The 21,345-nt window shown below is 66.1% G+C and carries 20 protein-coding genes and 1 pseudogene; 6 read left to right on the forward strand and 15 right to left on the reverse strand.

The features are described 5' to 3' along the window. Nucleotides 1-575 precede the first annotated feature (575 nt). From O7631_RS18080 to O7631_RS18095, 4 genes are read right to left on the reverse strand one after another with little or no spacing between them, the layout of a single operon-like run. A complete protein-coding gene (locus O7631_RS18080; protein ID WP_278145268.1) occupies nt 576-1,766 on the reverse strand; it encodes a Wadjet anti-phage system protein JetD domain-containing protein in 1,191 nt (396 codons plus the stop codon). Next, a complete protein-coding gene (locus O7631_RS18085) occupies nt 1,753-5,130 on the reverse strand; it encodes an SbcC/MukB-like Walker B domain-containing protein (protein WP_278145269.1) in 3,378 nt (1,125 codons plus the stop codon). Before O7631_RS18085 ends, O7631_RS18080 begins: the two co-directional genes overlap by 14 nt. Next, nucleotides 5,123-5,887, reverse strand: coding sequence for a DUF4194 domain-containing protein (locus tag O7631_RS18090; protein WP_278145270.1), 765 nt, complete (start codon nt 5,885-5,887; stop codon nt 5,123-5,125). Before O7631_RS18090 ends, O7631_RS18085 begins: the two co-directional genes overlap by 8 nt. Next, nucleotides 5,880-7,475 (reverse strand): DUF3375 family protein, encoded by a 1,596-nt coding sequence (locus O7631_RS18095; protein ID WP_278145271.1) that lies wholly within the window; start codon nt 7,473-7,475, stop codon nt 5,880-5,882. The genes O7631_RS18090 and O7631_RS18095 overlap by 8 nt, the downstream gene beginning before the upstream one ends. Nucleotides 7,476-7,844: 369 nt before the next feature. Here O7631_RS18095 and O7631_RS18100 point away from each other — a divergent pair. Then, nucleotides 7,845-8,079 (forward strand): annotated as a pseudogene (locus O7631_RS18100) (cellulose-binding protein); the annotation flags it as partial. Between the two features lie 53 nt (nt 8,080-8,132). On the opposite strand, the gene O7631_RS18105 reads toward O7631_RS18100, so the two are convergent. Next, nucleotides 8,133-8,537 (reverse strand): hypothetical protein, encoded by a 405-nt coding sequence (locus O7631_RS18105; RefSeq protein ID WP_278145272.1) that lies wholly within the window; start codon nt 8,535-8,537, stop codon nt 8,133-8,135. A gap of 261 nt (nt 8,538-8,798) precedes the next feature. Between O7631_RS18105 and O7631_RS18110 the strand changes: the two genes are divergently transcribed. Beyond that, nucleotides 8,799-8,954, forward strand: a complete 156-nt coding sequence (locus tag O7631_RS18110) for a hypothetical protein (RefSeq protein ID WP_278145273.1) — start codon at nt 8,799-8,801, stop codon at nt 8,952-8,954. Between the two features lie 169 nt (nt 8,955-9,123). On the opposite strand, the gene O7631_RS18115 is transcribed toward O7631_RS18110, so the two are convergent. Beyond that, nucleotides 9,124-10,107: a hypothetical protein gene (locus O7631_RS18115; protein ID WP_278145274.1), complete on the reverse strand. Its 984-nt coding sequence runs from the start codon at nt 10,105-10,107 to the stop codon at nt 9,124-9,126. Between the two features lie 1,273 nt (nt 10,108-11,380). Between O7631_RS18115 and O7631_RS18120 the strand changes: the two genes are divergently transcribed. Further along, entirely contained in the window at nt 11,381-11,536 is a 156-nt protein-coding gene (locus tag O7631_RS18120) for a hypothetical protein (protein ID WP_278145275.1), read from the forward strand. 3 nt (nt 11,537-11,539) lie between these two features. Here O7631_RS18120 and O7631_RS18125 read toward each other — a convergent pair whose 3' ends face one another. The 4 genes from O7631_RS18125 to O7631_RS18140 form a co-directional block, all read right to left on the reverse strand. Continuing rightward, the gene (locus tag O7631_RS18125; protein ID WP_278145276.1) at nt 11,540-11,749 is read right to left on the reverse strand and encodes a hypothetical protein; all 210 of its coding nucleotides are present in this window, start codon (nt 11,747-11,749) and stop codon (nt 11,540-11,542) included. Then, nucleotides 11,746-12,309, reverse strand: coding sequence for a hypothetical protein (locus O7631_RS18130; protein WP_278145277.1), 564 nt, complete (start codon nt 12,307-12,309; stop codon nt 11,746-11,748). The genes O7631_RS18125 and O7631_RS18130 overlap by 4 nt, the downstream gene beginning before the upstream one ends. 129 nt (nt 12,310-12,438) lie before the next feature. Beyond that, a complete protein-coding gene (locus O7631_RS18135; RefSeq protein ID WP_278145278.1) occupies nt 12,439-13,194 on the reverse strand; it encodes an SUMF1/EgtB/PvdO family nonheme iron enzyme in 756 nt (251 codons plus the stop codon). A 569-nt stretch (nt 13,195-13,763) separates the two neighbouring features. Beyond that, a complete protein-coding gene (locus tag O7631_RS18140) occupies nt 13,764-15,479 on the reverse strand; it encodes a P-loop NTPase fold protein (protein ID WP_278145279.1) in 1,716 nt (571 codons plus the stop codon). Nucleotides 15,480-15,948: 469 nt separating this feature from the next. Here O7631_RS18140 and O7631_RS18145 point away from each other — a divergent pair, with 469 nt between their 5' ends. Continuing rightward, the gene (locus tag O7631_RS18145) at nt 15,949-16,170 is read left to right on the forward strand and encodes a hypothetical protein (protein ID WP_278145280.1); all 222 of its coding nucleotides are present in this window, start codon (nt 15,949-15,951) and stop codon (nt 16,168-16,170) included. Between the two features lie 15 nt (nt 16,171-16,185). Here the strand turns inward: O7631_RS18145 and O7631_RS18150 are convergent, their stop codons facing one another. Continuing rightward, complete coding sequence (locus O7631_RS18150; protein ID WP_088990226.1) at nt 16,186-16,443, reverse strand: transcriptional regulator; 258 nt, start codon at nt 16,441-16,443, stop codon at nt 16,186-16,188. Nucleotides 16,444-16,541: 98 nt separating this feature from the next. Here O7631_RS18150 and O7631_RS18155 point away from each other — a divergent pair, with 98 nt between their 5' ends. After that, the gene (locus O7631_RS18155) at nt 16,542-17,135 is read left to right on the forward strand and encodes a hypothetical protein (RefSeq protein WP_278145281.1); all 594 of its coding nucleotides are present in this window, start codon (nt 16,542-16,544) and stop codon (nt 17,133-17,135) included. Nucleotides 17,136-17,147: 12 nt separating this feature from the next. On the opposite strand, the gene O7631_RS18160 is transcribed toward O7631_RS18155, so the two are convergent. The 3 genes from O7631_RS18160 to O7631_RS18170 are packed head-to-tail and all read right to left on the reverse strand — an operon-like array spanning nt 17,148 to nt 18,923. Next, nucleotides 17,148-17,897 (reverse strand): hypothetical protein, encoded by a 750-nt coding sequence (locus O7631_RS18160; protein ID WP_278145282.1) that lies wholly within the window; start codon nt 17,895-17,897, stop codon nt 17,148-17,150. 41 nt (nt 17,898-17,938) lie between these two features. After that, complete coding sequence (locus O7631_RS18165) at nt 17,939-18,256, reverse strand: hypothetical protein (RefSeq protein ID WP_278145283.1); 318 nt, start codon at nt 18,254-18,256, stop codon at nt 17,939-17,941. A 4-nt stretch (nt 18,257-18,260) separates the two neighbouring features. Further along, a complete protein-coding gene (locus O7631_RS18170) occupies nt 18,261-18,923 on the reverse strand; it encodes a hypothetical protein (RefSeq protein ID WP_278145284.1) in 663 nt (220 codons plus the stop codon). A 615-nt stretch (nt 18,924-19,538) separates the two neighbouring features. On the opposite strand from O7631_RS18170, the gene O7631_RS18175 reads away from it, so the two are divergent. Further along, complete coding sequence (locus tag O7631_RS18175; RefSeq protein WP_278145285.1) at nt 19,539-20,069, forward strand: hypothetical protein; 531 nt, start codon at nt 19,539-19,541, stop codon at nt 20,067-20,069. A 569-nt stretch (nt 20,070-20,638) separates the two neighbouring features. Here O7631_RS18175 and O7631_RS18180 read toward each other — a convergent pair. After that, nucleotides 20,639-21,070: a transposase gene (locus tag O7631_RS18180; RefSeq protein ID WP_278145286.1), complete on the reverse strand. Its 432-nt coding sequence runs from the start codon at nt 21,068-21,070 to the stop codon at nt 20,639-20,641. Nucleotides 21,071-21,345: the final 275 nt, after the last annotated feature.

Raw genomic sequence — 21,345 nt, forward strand, 5'->3', positions numbered from 1 at the left:
TCGATCCGGCCGGCTGGTTGGCCGGACCGCAGGTCTACCCCGACCAATGTCCAGGGGGCTTCCTGCGCCTGTTCCGGCCGACCGGCCAGGGCCGGCTTTTGCCGGGTGACCAGCGCCCACACCCTCGGCGGATTGCCTCCGCCGCGAATGACCGGGACGAGCGCGTCGGGGATGTCGCCGGGGCCTACCTGCTGGTGGTGGGGATCGACATCGAGCGGGCGTTGCGGCCGTCGACGTCTGGATGGCGGTGGTGAACTGCCGGCGCGGCCGGAGGTTCGCGCCGAGGTTGAACTCCGCGGTGGGGAGTTCACGCCCGTCGAGGAATGCCAGCATTCGACGGGCCGGCATCGCGGGTAACGCCAGTGGGCGTAGCTCTCCGCTGGTCAGGGTGAACTTCGTGTACGTCTCGCTGGTGCCGCTGGTTTGCCCGAGCAGGAGCGCCTGTCCGTCGGTGGACCACTGCCGCAGTTCGTACCCGGGCGGGGCCTTCGGCTGTAGGGGCGGATCGGCGTGACGATCGATGTAGCCCTGGACATCCTCCTCATGCCCGCTGATCGCGTCAGCTACGACGGTGGTCAGCAGACAAGCCGACGAATCTCACCCAGCAGGAGTGGGTACGCGTGAGTCCACGGGATGCGCTCCTGCTCGAGGAGTATTCCGGACGAATTGGCGTCCGCATGCTCGACCAAGTGCGTGTACAGGTTCTGCTCATCTTCGTCGAGGTTCGGCAGGGTTCGACGTTGCGGGCTGGCGCCGTTGACGCTGAGGTCGGCGAACAACTCGAGGGTTTCGCGGTTCATCATGACCGTCGTCACGGCGATGCCGTAGCCGCGGAGGTCGTTGACAAACTGCAAGCCGGCCGCATCGATATCACCCCAATAGAGCACTTGGGTGGCTGCTCGTACCCAGTCGACGCGGGCGTAGTGCAGGACGCTGAAGCCCTCGCCGTGCAGTACTACGGTGTCGGGCAGGTCGTCGGTCAGTGCGTAGCCGGTCTCCTTGTTCTCGAGGATGACAACGATGCGCGGCAGGTGCGGCCAGGTGTTGAGGTCGTCGATGCCGGCGGCGAAGTGCCGCATGCCGGCGACTTGGGCGCGCAGATCAGGGTCGAGTACGGCCACCTGGACGAGGTCGGGCGGGATGCGTAAGCCGAGCCGGCGGTGCAGACGCAGTCTGCGTTGACCGTCGCCGTCGTCCTGCGCCGGCTCGGTGTCGTCGTCGCCGAGCATGGCCAGGACGAGGTGGGCATGACGCATGAGCCACTTGGTGTTAATGCCCTTGATCGGTAGTTGGCGCAGCAGCAGGCCGGAGGTCGGGTTCGCGTTGAGCCACTCGACGGTATGGGCCAAGCGGTCGAAGTCCGGTGGGTCGAGGTCGGTGATGCGCCGGATCAGCCCGTCGAACCGCGCGAGGGGAAACCGGCTCTGCAAGTTGATCAACCGGTGCCCGCAGCGGCGCCACGTCTCGGCTGTCTCGGTGCAGGCCGCCGCAGCGTCGGCCGGACCGTCGAGGATTAGGGCATGCGGCATGGAATGCAGGCCGGTAGGAAACCTTACGTTTTGATGGTAGACGGTGCCAGGCCCGCGGTATTCCTGCCACAAACTGGCCCATTCGTGGCAGGCGACCGGGTCGGCGGATCGTTCCGCGGTCGTGGGCGGCTGCAGGGACACGCGCATTGGCCAGGTGCCGTCGCCGCGGGCCCAACGGGGGTAGTCCTGGTCGAACCGGCGCCGCAGCATTGCGGTGATCTCGTCAGGCTGCCGCACGGACCGCCCCTTCGAGTTCGGTGTCGCGGCGGGCGGCGAGGTCACCGAAGGTGGCGTATGCGGCGTTGGAGTGGGCACCGTCGGGCATGATGCGTTTCTCAACCAGGACGGCTTGACCGATGAACGGTTCGACGATGCCGGACATGCGGATCGGCGCCGCGATGATCATTTGGAAGCCGAACTCCTCGAACACGGCGAGGGCCTGCGCGGCGTAGGTTTCGTCGGATTTGCTGAACGCCTCGTCCAGCATGAGCGGTGCGAACCGGGGTCGGCCGTCGGAGTTGTCATCGGCGAGGTTGTAGCTCAGCGCGGCGGCCAGGCAGAACGCGACCAGTTTCTCCTGTTCCCCGCCGGAGTTGGAGGCGGTGTTGTGGTAGGTGAAGATGGTGATGCCGTCGGTGTTCTCCTCGCGTCCGTAGAAGGTGTAGCTGATGCGCACGTCCAAGACGTTGGTGCGCCAGCGACGTGCTTCGCTGCTGGAGGCGGTGAACCGGGTCATAAGCTCGCGAACGCGCCGAAATTGCGCGATCGAGGCAGCGGGGTCGCGGCGAGCGGCTGGGGCGTGACGGAGCAGGTCGTCGACGGCTTTGCGGAAGTCCTTGACCTCGGCCGGCGGGTTGGCTTTATAGGCGATCTGCAGGTTGGTGCCGGGGTTGAACTCGGCGCGGCGCAGCCCGGCGTTGACCACGTCGATGCGGCGCCGGATTTCCTCGGTGGCTTTCTCGATGGCGCGTTGCAGCAGACCGATGGAGGGCACCATGTCCTCGCTGATCATCTGCTGAAACTTGGTCATCGCGTCCGGGAGGCGGCGTTCGGCGATCTCCTCGTAGAGGGCAGCGAATGATCCGCCGGATTGTTCGGCGTCACCGCTGGTATCCGGCGCGCTGTCCGACCACCGTTCGAGGAACCGCTCGATCGCGTTCCTGACCTTGGACAGCGCGAGCTTGCGGTCTTGCAATGCGGTGTCTTTGCGGTGGCTCAGTTCCGACCGTAGAGCGCTGCGAAGGTTGTTGATCGCGTCCACGGTCGCCGTGACATCCAGGCTCGCTCTTACCTCGTCGAGGTAGGCATGATCGTGGGCATTGTCGATGATGCGGGGCTTACGGTCCTCGGCCTCGTAGATGTCGACCAGCCGGGTCTGATTCCTGCCGTGATCTTCGATGGAGGTCCGGGTCCGCGAGCAGGTGTCGGTGGCGGCCCTGTATTCGCGTTCCGCGTCGTCGCGCTGGCGTTCGAGTCGTTGCAGGTCGACGTTGTCGGCTTTCAGCGCTTCAATGCGGTCCTCCAGCTCGCGGACTGTCCGCACCGCTGAGGCGTGGTCTACCTGGCTCCACATCGTGTATGCGGCGAGCTGGGTCGCCGCCTCGATCATCGCGTCGAGTTGCCGGTACTGCCGCTCAAGCTTTCGCGCGTGGCTGTTGGCCTCCTTGGTGTCCCGTTGGAGCTGGTCGACCTCCGCCTCAAGTGCGGCGCGTTTGGCGGCGGTGTTCGCCCCGAGGATGTACGCCGACGGGCTGGTGACCTCGGGACGATCGTCCTTGCGGTAGTGGTTGCCGGGCAGCTTGACCGTTCCGCGGACCGTCACGGCACGCCGGTGCGGTTCCAGATCGCTCGCCGTCTCGACGCACACGTGATCGAACTGCCGCACGAGCTGCGCGGACAGCCATTCGCCGCTGGGGTGTTTATGGTCGACGGTGAGCTTGCCAGCAAGGGTTTGCGGTCCTGGTGGCGGTTGGTGCGACGACACGGCGGTCACGGTGCTGTGTTCCACGATGGCGCGCATGTTGTGCTCGTCAATGAACCGTCCGACGACGTCCTTGTGGGCTTCCGGTACCAGTATCCGCAGCCCGAAGTTGCGCAGCACCTTTTCAGCGGCGGGCCGCCATCGTTCCTGGCCGTCGGCGATGTCGATCAGCTCGGCTGCGTAGGCTAGGTCCGCGACCGGTACGCCAGTGCCGGCGGCGATTTCCTCCCGGACGCGAATGGGGTTCGGTGGAATGAGTGTGCGGGCCGATTGCAGGGCGAGCAGTTCTTTCTGTTTCGCCTCGAGCGCTTCCGTGGTCTTCACTGCGACGCCGAGGGCACGCGCCCGGATAGGCTCGTCGCGTTGCAGCTCGTCGGCGGCGGTTTTCTTGATGTCATCGAGCTGGCCGCGGAGGGTGGTGAATGAGTCGTCGTCGTGGGGGCAGGGGCGTTGCAGACGGGTCACGTATCCGCTGTAGATGCGGTACGCGTCGCGCCGGTGTGCCGCCTCGGCGCCGGCCAGCTGCAGTTGCGATTGCAGGTTTTGCAAGGCGGTGCTGCTTTGCCGGTATTGATCATCGAGGGAGCGGAACGCCTCGTACTTGCGCCCTTGTTCGTCTTCTTGCTCCGAGAGTTGCTGGTCGAGGGCGGCGATGACCTGGTCGAGACGCTTGAGTTCTGCGTCGAGCAGCTGCAGGTGCACGCCTCGCAGGTAGTGATCGACGGGGGTCCCGAGCAGGTGGGCGGCGCGTTCGCTGATGGTCCCGGACTCGTGGAACAGCGTCCAGTTCGCCGGAACGTCGCGTAGGATCTGCGCCTGCGCGTGGGCCCTGCTCGCGGTCTCGTATGCCTCGTTTAACGGGGTGAAGGCTTCCACCACCCGTTGGGCGGCGGCGAATGTGTCCGGCTCATCCAGCATGTTCTCGCGGATGAACAGGTTCAGGTCGCCCACGTTCTTCATCGCCTTGGCCTTGCCGAGCAGGGCCAGGCCGGTCTGCGACCCGCCGAGGCCGACGCGTTGCGTCAGCGCGTTCATGTACGAAGCCTGGCTGGGAGGGTAGTGCGCCGGGTAGGCGGTCTTGAGCCACTTCGTGTCGAACTCCCGGTCCGCCCACTCGCGTAGCAGACTGATGTCGAAGTGCCCGTCGTGCAGTTGATACATCGGCTTGAGTGCGGAGCCGTCGTTTTCTACCCCGGAGAACCAGCGCACGACCACCGCGGTCGTCACCGCGCCGAGCCCGTTGTCGTAGGTGGCGGCGACCGCCGACCAGGTCGGTTTTCCTCCGCGCAGGTATTGCACCTGCGACATGTCGTTCTCGTCGCTGGTCTGCGACCACGCGCCGCGCACGTAGTCGGCCACGCTGCGGGTGCTCTGCTTGGCTCCGCGGGCGGTCAGGTCGGCTGAGGCGTTGAACCGCTGATCGTGGGTCGGCAGCAGAGCAATCGAGTGGGCGTCCATCATTGACGACTTGCCTGAGCCCGACGGGCCGGTCAGCAGCACACCGCGCTCGTCGATTGGCAGGTCCTTGTAGCCGCAGAACGTGCCCCAGTTGACGACTTGTAGCCGGACCAACCGGAACTGTCCAAGGAACACCGTCCGGGCACTCGGGATGTTATGCATTGACAGCCTCGCTGTCCTCCGGGCTGGACGGCGCCTCCCCGCGGGCGATCGCGGTGTAGCGCTCCTGCAGGGCTTGTACCTGCTGGGCGTTGAGGATGGAGGTGATTACGCCGTAGATGAGGTAGCGGCTGGTTCCCTTGATCGGTTTGATGATGGCCGCCTCGTCGAGAGCGTTGATCGCGGCGCGGACCTTCTTGACGAAGCCGGCCTCGTCAGTGTCGTCGGTGCGTTTGTAGGCCAGCATGTGATCGATCATGTCTGCGGTCTCGACGACGGGCTCGTCCGGTGCGAGCACATACTGCTGATAGAGATAGAGGGCCAGCGCGCTCGCCGCGAGACTCAGCGTGCGGGACCGCAAAATCGTCCGGCTTCTTGGGCTTGGATCCTCCGCCTGCCGGGTGAAGGCGTATCGATACTCCCGGTTGACTTCCAAAGTCAGTCCCAGCTCGGACAACCGGCTGCGCAGAAGACCCTCGTACTGCAGCACCACGGGCCAGTGGTGCTTATTGCGGTCGCTCAGATGCGGCGCGGCGACCAGTTCCTGCAGCGCCCAGCACGCCTCGGCAGGCAGTTCGCTGGTGTCGCCATCGAATCGGGCCGGCCGTTCACCGCTGTCCACGTGCACGCCCACAGCCTCGCCAGGCGCGTCATCGAACACCGCCACGGCGTCCAGCAGCGGCGAACTGGCCGGTTCCGGCTTGGGGAACAGCCCGGCGCCGAACACCTCGTCGAAACGGGGCTGTGAACGGTCAGGCATGGCCGATCCCTTCCATCAGGGCTGGCTGGGCAGACAACAGACGCCGGCGAGGCAAGTGCGGCGACGGATCGGGAATCGGCTCTCCGAACACCAGGTACGGGACATTGATCTCGCGCAGACCGCGGCCTGTGTGCGCCATCACCAGCTCGCGGGCGTCAGGGTCCACGTCGCCGAACCGCGTCGCCAGCGACCACAGGCCGATGATGTCGCCGGCCCGCGGCCGGGGTAGGAAGTGCAAAACCTCATGCAGGGTGGCGACGCCGCTGTGCGCGTCCATCGCCGCGTGCGCCGCCGCGCGTAGCGCCGCCCAGTCGATTGCCTCGCGGCCGGCAAGCGCCGAGGGGTCGATGTCGAACTCGTCACCGGAGTCGACGACCGGGTCAGCCAGCAGCGGTGTACCGGGGTGAAGCCGTAGCCGGCCCACCGACCTGGCGTTGACGCCACTCATCGGGACGACGAACCCGATATCACGGCCGCCATGGGTCCGCTGAAACGCCTCGGCCGCGGCGGCCTGGGCTTCGCTGACCTTGGTGCGCATGCTGCGGTAATGGGCGGCGTCTCCGCCGCGGACGAAGTTGCTGATCCGGCGAAACGCCACCGCCCTGACGCCTTCGACCTCCTGCACTCGCCGCCACATCGCCTCGATGAATCCGGTGAGCGCGTCGCGCAGATGAGCGGGCAGGCCCGTGACCCGTTCGGTGATCTCGGCGATGTCTGACTCAAGTTGCGAACGTTGCGACGGTGTGGCGATCACGGTGGCGAAGGCCCGAAACGCCAGACCGTCCGGCGACTCGGCGATCACATCATGGCCGTCGAACATCTGCTGCAACGTCTCGGCGAACTCGGCGGGATCGTCGGTGAGACTCTGCCTAAGCAGCGTCGCGGTGTTGGCGTGCATGCGCTCGCCGTACCGGCCGATGTCCACCGGGATACGGTCGATCAACTGCGCGACCGCGGCGACCTTGTCCACCAGCTCGCGATGATTGACCGTCAGGATCTCGCCGCGGTCCAGCGCGTCGAGCTGCTCCCGCAGCGCCGCAATCTGCTCGCTCAGCGCACGCCGGCGAACCACAGGATCTGGGTTGGCCTCGGTCGCGATCTGGCGTATGTCACCCATGACCATGGCCAGCGCGGACTCCGTGGCCACGGAGCTGTGCCGGTGAAGGGCCCGCATCTGCCGCACTGCCTGGCTGGCGCCCGACGTCAGCTGATACCGCTCGATGCGAGTGGCCGGGTCGACGCTGCGATGCACCCAGCCCCGCTTGGTCCACTTCGTCAGCAGGTGTTCCGCGTCCAGCGTCGGTGCCTCGGCGTCGTCCGGCTCTCGGGAGGGTGTAAGGCCGCGCAGCAGCGCCGGAAGATCCGCATTCATGTCCGCCGCGAGCGACTGCCCGTCAACGATCTGGCCCTCACCGAGATGCGCAGCCATCAGTGAGAGATTGAGCAGGGCGTCCGATGATCGCAGCAAAGACATGGTCACGTCGGCGCTCGCATTGCTGCGGAACTCGTGAAGCAGCTGCTCCGCGCTCCGGCTCGCCAGTGCTTCCACCCCCTCGAACACGCGCCGCGAACAGGAGACGACGGCCATCGACAGCTGTAGCGACTACTTGACGCACTGTAGGGCAGGGGTGCGACATTGCGATGCCCACCGATAGGACGATTTGGTCCGGCGAATCCGAACGCGGACCTGACCTGCGAGAACGCGATGCACGCGAACCCGAGGTCCGTCCACGTGCGGCCGAAGCCGGCACCACTTGCGGCTACCGGCTGATCCACCTCCCGACCGCGACATCGGTCGAGATCCACGACGACAGCGGCTGGCCGCCGCAATTCCGCGAGGAGTCGCTGTCCACCGAAAGGCGAAGCACTGCGGCGACGAAGAACGCTCCTATCGGGCGGTCTGGCGTGGAACCTTCAACCTCCCAGCACGCGGTCGGAGTCCTCGGGCCGGGCCGCGCTCGGTCTGCCGGCCGGTGCCGGGGCCGGGGCCGCGGGCGGCGGCGTGGTGTCGTCGACGTGGTCAACGCGGCGCTGGACTGCCTGGCCCGCGCGGCACCAAGTGCGGCTCGTTCAAGCCGCCGTGCACCTACCCGGGCATCCGCGGCGCGATGACCTGGTCGGTCGACTGGGACGTGACGAACGGCAACCGCTTCGCCAACACGGTCGGCCCGCACTTGGGCGCGCTGCCTTGAGACCGGCACCGCCGGCACGGATCCCGCAACGGGATCCGTGCCGGGTGGGCCGATCAGATGAACGTGAGCGAGCTGAAGAACGCGGGGTAGCAGTCGACATAGATGTCGTAGAGGCCGGGCGGTACGTGCACGGGGCCAAGGGTGGCCCCGTTGGAGCAGCGGGCGCTGACCGCGGTCGTCGGCTGGCCGGTGAGGGTGCAGCCCTGGAACACGATCAGCCACGGGTCGATGTACTGCCCGGCGTACGGGCAGGAGCCCGACATCACCGAGAAACCGCCGCCCTTCGCCGGTGAGGCGGCGGCCGCCGTCGACGTCGTGACGCTCAACGTGCCGGCGGAGCTCGCCGATGCCCGCTCGGCTCCGATGGCGGCGACAGCCGCGTCGCCGCTCGGCGCGGGTGCCGCGACCGCTGGGGACGGTGCGGCCATGAACGCGGCGAGCATCGCCGTCGCGGCCAACAGCAGACTGGATGCGCGGAGAATGCTGGATCGTGCTCCGGCGGAGGGTCGACTACGCCATGTCATAACCAGAACCACCTCTCGATTGCGGTGCGATCTGCGGATGCCGGGGCGCGTACCTGGTCGCGCCCGACCCGGCCGGGCCGTCGTCCGACGTCCATGGCGAAGCGTTCCAGGGTGGGCCTGTGGGGCTCGAGAATTGGGTTACGCCGGCTGAGCTGCAGTTCGCTCGACATCGACCTGGCCGACACGATGAAGGCCATGAGCACATCGCTGATGTACCTGCTGCTTCGCCAGGTTCTACAGATGTTGTCCCAGCTCGCCCGCGATGGTGGGGCCAAGGACGTGGAAATCCTGGTGCTCCGGCATCAGGGGGCGGTGCTGCGCCGACAGGCGTACAGCCCAGGAGGCCGGTGACGAACCCGGTGGCCGCCCGGGAGTGAACGACTTCCATGACCAGCCTCCCTCATATGCGGACCACGGCCTCCGTTGTGGGGAGGGCAGGGAGATTCGAAGTCTGACGCTCGGGCTCAAGGGCACCAATCCACGGTTCCCGTGGATTGGTGCCTTCCACCACCATGCTGACCTACAGGTTCGTCAGCACCACAGAGGATTCGGGGTTGGCCACGACGAACCCCATCACGATCCACCTGAACACCGGCGGACGGCAGCCACCAACCAGCACCAATCTTCGCGCACGATGGTGCGCCTCGAAGACGGCGCCGTGTTGCTTACCTGAACAATTCGGCGTCGGGCAATCAGGATGGCTGGCGGTGCGGCGCAGGCTGGAGGGCGCGGACGCCCGTACCCTCGATGTGTCCGTGTCAACAGCCAGGCGGTCAGCCGGCTGCCTTGAGCCAACGTCGCCAGCTCGTGCGGGTGGTCCGTTGCTCGCGGTGTGTGGCCACCTGCAGAACGAACTGCGCTCGGAGCCGGACCGAGGGGTCATCGGCCGAAGCCAGCATCTCCACCTCGTGGAAGAGCAACGGTCGTCGAGGTGGCGGACCAGGCAGGCGTACATCCAGTCCTTGCACCGATACGGTCGCCGCAACGCGGCAAGGACCAACTCAGCGATTTCCGGCTGGATGTCCTCCGGGCAACCGGCGCGATCGAAACGGCGAAGAACGGCTTCCTTGGTTCCCCAGCGGGACCACATCCACGACTCCGGCGCTCCCCACTCGTCGGGATATTCCGCCTCCCACCGCAAGGACAGGGCGGCGATCGGTGCCCACAGCGCGCGGGTGGCATCGTCACCGTCCGCGGCGTCCCGGAAGGCGTGGAGGGGCCCGTAGATTGTCTGTTCCTGGTGCCACCGGAAATCGGCGTTCGCCTGATCCAATGCCGCGCCCGGGCGGGTCTGGCTGGATCTCGACCGGTAATGAGCTGCCCACAGAGCATTCGAGCGGTGCAGCGCACCGTTCGCCGCGGCGAGCAACGCCTGGTGGCGGGCAAGCGCAAGGTGGCGGATGACCGGATCGGTCGCCACCAGGTCGAACAGCCAGGAGTAGTCGCCGCGCGGCTCTGCAGACACCGCAGCAGCCTGCCACTTCGCCCGGGCGTACGCCGACACCAGCCGACCTGCGGCAGAGGACCTCCTGTTACACGCGGCCCTGCCCTGACGAGTCACCGGTGTGTTGTGCGGAGCGTTCAGCGGAGGCTTCCTCCTGGTCATTCCGCCGACGAGCCACGTCGAGCAGACGGCCGTCGGTCCGGGCCTGACGCTCACCGACGGCACCGGGTCGATGTCCGGGCATGGATCGGGTGACTGCCAGGCCTGCATTGGCAACCACACCAACGTCCAGAGTGGTCGGTAGAACCCGCGCGGCTTCGATCAAGCCCTCGTGGGTGGCATGACAGCTTGACTACGCGTCGACCCTGAGATGTCTTGAAAACGACAGCGTGCCAACACATTGGCTATTTTTCGATGAGCGCAGGTCAGGGGTGGTCTGGCAGCTGTTGGGTGGCGCCTGTGACGGGGGCTGTCATTGCGGCTGGGTGTCGGTGATTGTGGGCTGCGCATTGGATCGTTGCGGCCCTGCTGTGCTTATTGCAGCTGCAGTCGATAACCCGCCAGTGCCATCGATGGTCTTGCATACATGCAGGTCAGGGGTGGTCTGGCAGCTGTTGGGTGGCGCTTGTGAAGGGGGCTGTCATTGCGGCTGGGTGTCGGTGATTGTGGGCTGCGCATTGGATCGTTGCGGCCCTGCTGTGCTTATTGCAGCTGCAGTCGATAACCCGCCAGTGCCATCGATGGTCTTGCATACATGCAGGTCAGGGGTGGTCTGGCAGCTGGGGGTGAGCTACGTTTGCGACTCCTGTTTGCCTGCCTAGGTGAGGCGGCGCAATGGCATGCTGTAGACTTGTCTACAACTTCCAAAACTAAGGAGGGGGCGTCGCCGAAGCGACGCCCCCGGGTGGGGAAGTTACCGCTTGCGCGAGGTCCAGCTCGCTACAAGCAACAAGATCAGCAGGAGGGGGAGTCCGATCGCCAAATCGGGCTCCTCACTGCTGGCAAGCGACTGCAGAGCAGACGCCGCCTCACAGAGAAGAAGGAACTCGGCGAGCCGGTCCCCCTCCTCAGGAGGATCTTGTTCCCCGCGTGGTTCGTTCATCGCATACCTCTCGCTCGGGTACCTCTCCACGGGCTCGCAGAGAGAGGGGTCCCTGCGGATCACCGAGGTCGGTACACCGAGTAATCGGACGATGAACTACGCGAGTGACATCCTACGGGACGCGGGGGGTGGGTCATGAACCGGGCTCGGCCAGCTGAATTGATCTTGGTCACTCGGCAGGTCCGGAACCTGTTGAGGGGCCTCGGCGGCGAATTTGCCCGGTTCAGGTTCATGATCATCGCTGCCGGTCACCAGCCGGCCGATGCCGGGGACCAAACCCCGCTACCGATGATGGAGCGCACCGCTCGCGCGGCCCGGATCCTCGACGGCCCCGACGAGCTGCACATCACCACGGTGGCCCGCCGCCTGCTCACCGTTGCGCGCTGAACGTCACCACGGATGTTCCCGCACCCGTCCGGTCAGCACGGCGAGAACGGTAGTGAGGAAGTAGCTGCCCCAGACCAGCTCGTGCCGGACGGCGACGCCAGCGGCGAAGTCGTAGCAGCCGTTGCGTAGCACTCCGTCGCCGTCGAGGTGACGACCCACCACGTCGCTCACGATCGAACGGGCCGCCGCGCTCCAGGCTTCGTCGCCGCTCACCTCGGACAGGTGAGCAGACCCGCCGCCGTGATCACCGCAGCCGAGGTCTCGACCGGTGATCCAGGTCGACCGAGCACCGCAACAGGCACCTCCTGCCCGAACCGCGCCAGCCACCAGCGAGCGGCCGGGCAACCGGCATCGGTGAAGCCGCCGCCCCACCGCTGCCCGGCCACCGCCAACCTCAGCACACCCCACGCCTGCCTCCGCGCCCAACCATCCGAGAGGTCCGCCGTGCTGACCGGTGCGCCGTCGGGGCGTAGCACCGTCTCCGGACGTATCCCTCCGTCCCTACCCACCAACACATCGACGTGCCGCGCGACGTGGGCGCGGGCCAGCGCGTCCAGGTCGTGTACGCCCGCGTCGGCGCCCATCCCGAGCAGCGACACGACCCCGGCCAACGCGTCCACCCCTGAGCGGGGAGTCGGACCCGCACCGACCGCACGCCCGACCGGAGTCAACCCCAGTCGACGATCGAATCCGCCCGCCAACGCGTCGGCCCCGTCCAGGGGAACCCGCCAGGTGACCAGATCCCCACAGCCGACAACCCTGGCCCGCGCCACGCTGAAATTGACGACGCCTAGATCAGGACGGCGTCGACAAGGACCGATTCTCCACTCGTCTTCCTCGAGCAGAAGCTGTGTCGATCGTGGAGGTTAGCCGAACTCGATTCGCCTACTGCCATTGCAGTATTAGCGGGGTGGCAGTGGTGCGGCTGGGCGTATGGCTGTGAAGTCGGCGTGTTCGTACCGGGTGGCGGAGAGTAGTAGCAGCCACTCGTCGCAGCCTTGCCATGGGTATAGGTCGGCGGCTCCGCCGCGTACGGTCCGGGGCCCGTCTCCGGTCCGCGGTCGCGCGTCTGACGCTGCGCCGTCGAAGCCGGGGATCCACACGTCGGCGCAGAGTTCGTTCGCCGAGCCCATCGCCGCCAGCCCGAACGCGTTCTCGCTGGCTGCCGTGCGCGTCTCGTCGCCGAAGTCGTCGAGAAGGTGGTCCTCGTCGGGCTTCCCGTCACCGTGAAAGGTCAGAGTGGTGGTGCCGGCCCGGGCCGCGTATTCCCACTGCGCCTCGCTGGGCAGGTCGAACGGCAACAACTCGAGCAGGTCGTCCAGGTCGCCTTCGAGCCGAGCCGTGCCGGTGTCCGCCTCGGCGTAGTCGTCGTCGTACTCGGGCAGCCAGGACCGGACCTGCGCCACGGTCAGCGGGTGCCGGGCGAGCAGGAACGACTCGACGTGCACCTCGCGGACCGGTTGTGCGTCCTTAGCGCTGGCAAGGAACGGGTCGATGGTGTCCTCGACACCGCCGCTGCGCTCGATCGCGCGTACCGCATCGAGCTCCGCATCGGACAGCCCCATCCGGAACACGCCGCCCGGAACCTCCCGGAACACGACTCCCGACGGGACGTGCCGCCACGCCGGTCGCCCGGCCACGATCTCCTCGATCCACACGGCGGCGAACGCTAGCAGCCAACCCGCCCGGTGGTCTCTCCCGATGCCCCGCAGCTTGCGCACAGATCAACTGGCTGTCAAAGCTTCAGGCCGAAAGCTGCCAGCGCCGCTGAGTGGGCCTGGCAGCGTCGCCCGGCGACCAACTGGCTGACGGACGCACACAACATCGAACCAACAACCCACCCTCGTTTACCCCCCGAAAACCCCGCCAAATCGTTGACGAAGAGTGACAAGAGACGATGGGCGCCTTGCTGTGTCTTCGCAGCTCAACGACCATCTTCGGCAAACAATGACAAGCTTGATCCGGTTACTGTTGGTAACAAGGGGTTTTGACAAGCAATGACAAGTCCCGAACGAGGCTCGACATGAGGTTCTTCTGGGTTCAAGTCTCCTCGTTCCCGACGAGGGTTGCCTGGGCAAGTAGTGCCACGCCGCCACGCTACACCCGATCCTGCGGCAGGTCGTCGGCCGTCGTAGGGACGCTGCAACCGCGTAGCGATGATCTTTACGTGGAGGCGGACACCAAATCGAAAACTGGGGGACTCCCGCCCCCGTGCTTTGTCTGCCACCTAGGACGAGGGGCGTCGGCGCCGAGACTCAATAGCCCGAGTTAGCTGGGCTATGCCCTCCTCGGAGATGCCGTCGCGCATGTCTACCCCCTGCCTGCGCCGAACGAAGCCGGGAGCAGTGGAGAGATCTGCCCCTGCCAGCAGGACGGGGATGATTAACCCTTCTGCGCGATCGAGTACGAGGTCCAACTCCCGCGTCTGCCATTGCGACTCGCCGGTGCCCGGACCGACGCAGAAGAGCAGGACACTTGACGAACTCAGGGCGCTGTTCAGCGTCTCTTGCCAGTCCGTGCCGGGACTGATGTGCTGGTCGAAAAAGATTCGCAGACCTGCTCGAGAAAGCCCATCGACGATCTGGATTGCCTCGCGGCGATTGTCTGCCTGGTAGGACACGAAGGCGTCGTACTTGACGCTGACCTCGGAGGTGTCCAGCTGAGAGAGGCGCTGCTGGGTGAAGAGGAAGCTCACGCTTGCCCCCCTTAGAACCGGATCAGTCAGCCACTCGTGGCCGTGCGCGCCCTTCAGCAACAGCCGCAGCTCAGGGTCGGACAGCAGCTGGGTCGCCACCGTCGCGGCCGGGCCGGTGCCTTCCGCGTGTGTCGCGTAAGTGTCGGACGCCCAAGCATCCACCGCTTCGGCGACGTCGTCCGATGTGGTCAGTGCGTCGAAGACCTCTGGCCAGCGGTGCTCCAGACAGCGCGTGACGGCGAAGAATCGGATCGGAATGCCGCCTCGTTCGACGAAGCCTTCGAGGTCCTGGCTGATCGCGTAGTCGATCAGGATGTTGTTGACGAACCGGATCAGCGCACGTGGGTTTCCGCCCAGCGCTTGCGCCACCACCGGCAGCACCGGGTCAAGCTCCGCGGCGACCGTCGCCGGTTGGTCGACCAGCAGCAGTTTGCAGAAGGCACCCATCCGACCCGTGGACGGCGGAATGTGAAACGGCAGCTGGACGATCTTGTCAAGGTAGAGCTCACCCTTGAAGTCCGCGATGCCGTACTCCTCGGTATAACGGTGCTGTAGATAGCCCTCGACCACCTTACGGGCAACGCCGATGACGAAGATGAAACCGGGCTGGGCAAGAACCAGCTTGATGCTCTCAAGCAGCCGGATCGCCTGGTCTGGAAAGCAGCGATCGAGGTCATCGATGAGTACCACGACCCGCAGAGTGTCTCTGAGCTTCGTCTTATCGAGGCTGTTAAAGGCTCCGAAGTAAAGGCTGCGGTCCAGTAGCGGGTCGGGTGTGAGCCGCTCGTCACGCTCGATCATGTCCTTTGCGACGAACGATGCCTCCACCTCGGCGAAGCCCGGCACCTTCACCTTCGACTTGGCCGAAAATCCGTACGCGATCGCCCTCAATGACCGGACGAGGCGCTTGCCGCCCGCCCCGAAGGTGGCGGCAAATCCTTTGTGCTTTTCCAGCGCCTGCACAATCGTGCCGACAAGCGGGATGATCGGGTGCTCTTCTTGCTCGTAGCGCCAGGCGTTGAACCACACGGTCACCACGTTCGGGTCGTCGGCGAGGCGTCGCTCGATCAGGCGCATGAGACTCGTCTTGCCGGTGCCCCACTCACCGAAGACGCCAATCGTGAACGGGCCACGCGTGTTGGTCGCGGCGCTAGCGAGGATCCGGGAGTAGGTGTCGAAGCCGAGACCGTCGTCGCTGCGGGCATCGGCTTCGCCGATCGCCTGGTCGGGGATGAGACTGAACTCCATCCGGCACTCCCATCAAACCGTCAGCCGCGGGTGAGGACACTATCAAGTGGCGGAAGTCAGCGGCACCGGCGTCAACTTGCGCTTGAGCGTGCTCAACCGCTACGACTGACACGCGGCAGACGCGGCGGCCTACCGGTGCGCGCCAGTGCGCGGGCGGACATCAGCTCATGGCTCAATCGGCAGGCGGCCACGGCCTACCACGTGCATCCCGCGATCGTGCCGGCGAACTAGAAAGGCTGATCGAGCATGCTCGCCCCCTCCTGGGTGAGGACACGGTCCGGCTGCTGCGGTTCCACGCCGGCCTGCCCCATCAGGCGGCGCTATGACCGGTGATGACATACCTCGCCCGCTCAGCGACATCGAGCGGGACGTCATCGCGCGGCTGTTGTCCGTGCCGTTCCCTGGGCGCGACGAGTTGCGTGCGCAGTTGCCGTTCGCCACAGTCGAGGGTCGGTGCGGGTGCGGCTGCGTGACCGTCAACCTTGCTGTGGATCGCGCCGCAGCGCCAGCTCCGGTGTTGTCCGGTGCACCAGTCTCGGCTGACATCAGCGACGATGAGTTCTACGCCGGCATCGTCCTACTCGTCGATGGTGAAGGCTATCTGTGCTGCCTGGAGGTCTACTCCATCGGTGACGAACCCGTTCGGCGGCTCCCGCCCGTCGAGCAGATCAACGCCCGTCCGCAGGGGTAAGCGTCCGCCTCATCGTCACCGTCGCCGCAGGAAGGCGTAGACGATCTTGTTGGAGGCGAACTCTGAGATGTTGACGAGGTCCCAGCCGAACTGGCCGAGGACCTCGGCGGCAGCAACCGCCTCGCTGACCTTGTCGCCGCTGACGCCGTGGTGGGAGACCACGGCCAAGAGGCGATAGGGGTACGTCCGAAGATCAGCTTGGCCCTGTAGGACCGCTCGGGCGGTGACCATGCGGGTCCGGGCGATGTGCTCGGGGGTCTCTGCGGCGGGCATACCCGGCACCATAGTGGCTCGTCGTCCGGGCAGTCGGCCAGCTCCACAACCGGTATGTTCGGGACGTGTCTGCGCTGGCCGGTGTTTCTCGTCTTGTCGTGGCGCTCGTTGCGGTGCTCGCCGCCGCCTGTGACGGTGGCTCGGCTCCGGTGAGTGCGCCGACGGCCGGGCCGGCCATGAGCAGCGCTGCCTCCACCGCGCCTACCGCCTCGGCTGGCCCCGTCTATCGCGCTCAGGATCTGGAGCTGTGCAAGCGTACTGATGTTCGGCCGTTGGCGGAGCTGTCCCTGACGGTGACCCGCACTGATCCCAAGCCGCCGCTGGGGCAGCCGGGTGCGTCGTGTCTGTTCGAGATGCGAACGGAGGACGGGCACCAGGCGAATCTGCGGGTGGAGGCGGCCACGCCAGTCAGCGAGCAGGAGGCTCGGCTGCTCTACCGGGCCACGGCGCAGGTGACGGTGATGACTCCCGCCGGCGTCATCACCGGTGTGGGCGACGAGGCCGAGGCCTTCACCAGGCGCTCCGAGCCCGGCTTCAAGTATTCCGAGTACATGGTCCGGGCGCGCACGGGCAACCTTGTGGTGAAGGTCTGGCTGGCTGTCGGCGGAACCTCGTACGCCGCCACCGAAACACTCGCGTCGAAGGCGCTGACGTTGCTCAAGGCGACCCAGGCGGCCGTACCCACTGTGTGATGCGCCCGTCGGTCAACCTCGCACGGCCTCGGGCCACCGCCCACCGGGTAGTTTCGAGTGGTCGCCGACCTGCGCGGCGATGTCCCGGATGTTGCCCAGTGCGTCGACGAAGCGCTGGCCGATGGTGAGCAGAACGTCCAGGCCGGCGGTGACCAGGTCCCCGACCGACTCGGCGAGGGTGGAGATGGCCCACGGTAGGTCGATGACGGTCACCCCTTCGGATGCCGCCTGCGCCAGCTTGCCGACCAGGCCCGTGACGATCTTCGCGAGTTCGACGGCGTAGTCGACGTTCGCCTTGGCGATCGTGAACAGCCACTGGCTGATGAACTCCGACTTGACGACGGACTCGTCGACTGCCGCTTTCTGCTTGAGCGCCTTGGCGTTGTAGGCACTCGCGGCGTCGCCGGTCCACTTGGGCAGGTTCTCGTTCGCCGGGTCGGTGGTGGCGGAGGAGAGCTCGGAGACCGGGGTCTTCACGTCGTTGACCCAGCGGAAGCTGACGTGGATCAGCGAGAGCACCGGCAGTTGGTGCTCCAGGGCCTGCTCGACGCGGTCGAGGACGACGTTCAGTGCCGTCTTGGTGCTGTCCAGGCTGTGCTTGATCCACAAGAGTGCTGCCGGTCCGAGGAGCCACTTCCACTGCTGGACCTGCTCGACGATCTCATTGAACTTGGCGATCGCGGTGTCGACGCCGGAGCGGATGTGGTCGAACGCCTTGTTGAACGGTTCCCCGTACTCAAGATCAGTGATCCCTGGCTGCATGGGGTGCTCCGTGCCCTCTCCGAACGTCGCGCGGTGGGTCGCTAGGCCCTGAAGATTTCGTTGAGGTCCAGTGAGATGACCTCGTCGGCCCGGTCGTACTCGTCGGCGATGTGACGCAGGGCCTCGCCGACCTGTTCGAATTCGGTCACCGCTCCACTCAAGATGGTGACCATGAAGTTGTGGAAGTCGTTGTAGGCCAGCGAGTGGATGAGGACGTTCGCGTCACCGATGAAAAAGGCCGACGGGTCGAGGTGGAGCTGCTCCGCAGCGACCTTGATGGCGGCGACGCGGTCGGACAGCGTCAGCCATTTACCTCCCTCATCGCGTAGCGAATCGGTGATGACGTTCAGGTCAGCCATCTCACTACCTCACGGGTCCAGTCCGTCCGGCGCGGGCCAGCTCGAACGCGCGGAAGAGGGAACGGGCCTCGAACTGCAACTGACCCGCGTCTGCCCGTGCGATCCGCCGGACGTCGCCGGTGATGCCGATGATGCCGCCTCCGCGGATGCGCAATGTCAGGCAGCTGTTTGGGCTCGACATGCTCGACTCGTCCGTCCGTGTGGTCCGCCGCGCCGCAGCGTCCAAATCCGCGTCGAGGTCGGACAGTGTTCGCCAGGTGTCGCGCAGCCACGTGTACTCGTCGACGTCCCGATCGGGGCTCCTGTCGAGCGGCTCCTGATCCGACGCTGCAGGATCTCTCTCCTGCGTCTGCAGATGAAGGAGCGCCGCCGCTTCGAGGGCAGCCTGCACGGCGGCGGCGTACGCCTCGAAGAGCGCATCGGTGAACCCGTTGGGGCCGAGGCGGCTGCGCCAGTCGCGAGCGATCGTGACGGCCGAGACCTCTCGTTGAATGTCGACCACCACGTGGACGGAGCCGGAGTGGTCCGCTCCGGAGCAGTCCGCGGCTCGCAGCTCACGTCCCGTCTCGCGCAGCGCACGATCGGCCTGCTCGCGCAGGACGGAATCGTCGCCCAGGAAGTCCAGACTCGCCAGTTTGAGGCGTTCACGCCTGCTGCCGTGCTGCATCCGCCCCCGGCCTCCTGCTCAGTCAACGCTTTCCGTGATTCGCCCGCCACGGCGAGGTAGGACCACGGTACGTGAATGACCACGATCCGGGGACCCGGCGCTGGGCTGGACGTCTCGCTACTGGGAGGACATCGTCGCTGCAGAGGTGCCCCGGGGAAGCGCGCGCATGTTGTTCGATGTTGCGCCATTCCTACGGGATTAACTCATCCAGCACTCCGGGGTGGACCGGCGCGACGTCGGTGACGGCCTCGCTGGAGGCACCTTTAGCGTCGAGAGCGCGCCCGTCGGAAGCGCCGCCGGAATGCGCCAGCATCGCGCCGCGCCGAGACCAATACGTCGGTTACCTGCCCGTACGGGTCGACGGCCCGGTACACGTAGCGTCGTAACCATTGATCTTGATGCAGCTCTGGTAGACGAACCACCGGTCACCGGTGGAGTCGGCCGGAGTCGTACCCCGTGCATAGGATCGAGTCCAAGGCCTAGACGCGCATGACCAGCTTGTCGTCTGCACCGCACAGCGTCGACGACCTGCTCGACGGGGGTGTGACGGCGCAATCCGACTACTTGAAGTGAGGAGTTGTCAGCTTGGGCACGGGTAGGGGCCGGATCGAAAAGATGCTGCACGATGCTGTCCAGGCGGCACATACGCGTGAACGCGAACTCTTTGTGGAGCGGGCGCACGAGCGATCGATCGTCTTTCACATCGCACGGCACCTGGCTGGAACCATCGAGGCCGTGCTGCCAGAGTGGTCTGTCGACGTCGATTACGACCGGTGGCATCCGCAGCACATCGACGGTGTCAAGAAGCGGCTGCGCCGACGGCGGGTCGCGCCCGCCGCTCAAGTTGCCGAGCAGCAACCGGCTACCGCTGGCAAGCGGGACACGGAGGCCGCTGACGCCCTCGATAGCAACGAGGAAGAACACGACGTCTACCCAGACATCATCGTCCACCGCCGTTCTGGATTGTCCGCCGCCGACGACTTGCTCGTCGTCGAGGTCAAGAAGGAGGAGAACGGCGGACACGAAGACGACCGGGAAAAGCTGCGTGCGTTCATGGCGAGCCCGTTCTACTACCAGTACGCCGTGTTCGTCATACTTCCGAGAGATGGCGGATTTCCTCGTTGGGAGTGGATCACCGCTTCCTGACTGAGGCGCGCCGATGGTTATAGTCGAGGGCCGGTCTGTAGTAGGCCCCCAGGTGTAGTAGGCCCCCACGGCAACGCCACTGATGGACGTCGATGGCTTAGTGCTCCAGCCGCACCTGGTGGAGTTGGAGTCTTCGCTGGTAGTGGCTGTTTTGGTGCGGTATTCGTGTCGGCGTCGCCATCGTGGCCATCGATGGATGTGATCGAATGGTCGGATCGTGGTGATCAGGTGTGCCAGTAGACGTCGGACCTCGCCGAGGGTGAGAGAAATGAGACCGCCCTGGTCGAATTTGGTGCCCCCCTTTTTGGCGTGGGCCGTGGTGACGGCGAGGTAGGTGTGGGCGCACAGAACGAGAGTTATGTGGCGGTACCAGGCGTCGTAGCGACGCACCTGATAATGATCCAGGCCGACCTCGGTCTTCGCGGTCTGGAAGCACCCCTCGATCGCCCACCGAGTCCCGGCGGTCCGGATGAGGGTCTCGTCGCTGGTGTCGGCAGGGCCGAAGCACAGGTAGTAGCCAGGGCCGTGGGGTTGGTGATGCTGCGGCGAATCAGCAGCCAGTGGCCGTATCAGTCGACCGTGCCGGGTAGGGAGGCCACGGCCCGGTCGTAGAGTCGTGGCCCTTTGGCGCCGGCGCCGCAGCTGCGCCGCTTCCATGCCAGGGTCGGCGCGTTCGCGGCGAGGACGTCCGGGCAGGAGTTGCCCGCTGTGGTCGGGACCCGCTGGTTGCGGGGCACGGCGAGCACGTAGCCCATCCTGTGCTGCTGCAGCCAGGTCTGGAACTTGGAGTCCTGCCAGTATGCCTCGTCGGCGGTGACCCACCGTGCCGGCAGTCCGGCGGTGATGGCGCGTTCGAGGCATCCGCAGCCCCAGCGCCGGTTGCGTGGGGAGCCCGACGCTGGCTGCGATGCCGGCTTCCTCACGGCGGGCGGGGTCATCGCACCAGCCACGGGGTAGATACAACTCACGGTCGACCAGCGTGCGCCCGGCCGTACTGGCATAGGCCAGGAACACCCCGAGCTGGCAGTTCTCCGTCCGCCCCGCTGTGCCGGAGTACTGACGCTGCACCCCCGCCGACTTGATCCCCTTCTTCAGGAAGCCGGTCTCATCGACAATCAGCACCCCGTTGTCATGACCGAGATGCTCGGACGCGTAGGCGAACAAGTCATCACGGACGCCTCCGGATCCCACGCCGGCCTGTTGAGCAGCCGTTGCAGCCGGTCCGGGGTGGCGTCACCGGCCTTTCAACCGCTCGGCGCTTCCTACCGGCAGGTGT

The sequence above is a fragment of the Micromonospora sp. WMMD967 genome (assembly GCF_029626165.1).
Lineage (GTDB): Bacteria > Actinomycetota > Actinomycetes > Mycobacteriales > Micromonosporaceae > Micromonospora > Micromonospora taraxaci.